Origin of the sequence: Bradyrhizobium algeriense, assembly GCF_003062295.1 — a bacterium.
GTDB classification, from domain to species: domain Bacteria; phylum Pseudomonadota; class Alphaproteobacteria; order Rhizobiales; family Xanthobacteraceae; genus Bradyrhizobium; species Bradyrhizobium algeriense.
Genome location: NZ_PYCN01000243.1, coordinates 1 through 479 on the forward strand (window position 1 = coordinate 1; position 479 = coordinate 479).

At 57.6% G+C, this 479-nt stretch carries 1 protein-coding gene; it reads left to right on the top strand.

Annotation, left to right across the window (positions count from 1 at the left end; translation table 11 throughout):
• The coding region (gene coxB, locus C7G61_RS43330) for a cytochrome c oxidase subunit II (protein WP_108523447.1) at positions 1–479 on the top strand (479 nt) is incomplete at both ends.

The following is a 479-nucleotide window of genomic DNA, read 5'->3' on the forward strand; positions in this document are numbered from 1 at the left end:
CCATCACGATCTCCGTTGCCATCGGTCTGACGCTTGTGACGGTCGTTTCCCTGACGGGCCTAAGCTATGCGGCTCAGAAGGTGCTGTTCGCCCACAAGGACGGAGCGTTGACGCTGCTGGTCACCGGGCAGCAATGGTGGTGGGAGGTCACCTACGAAGACCCCCAGCCGAACCGCGTCTTCACCACGGCCAACGAAATCCACATTCCGGTCGGCGAGCCGGTGCTGATCAAGCTTGAATCATCCGATGTGATCCACTCTTTCTGGGTCCCGAGCCTCACCGGAAAGATGGACGCGATCACCGGGCGTCAAAACCTAATTCAGATTCAGGCGGATCGTCCTGGCGTGTATCGCGGACAATGTGCGGAATATTGCGGTCTTCAGCATGCCCATATGGGTTTGCTCGTGATTGCGGAGAGCAAAGAGGATTTCGAGCGCTGGCGGGAACACCAAATCTCTTCTGCCATTCCGCCAAACGAT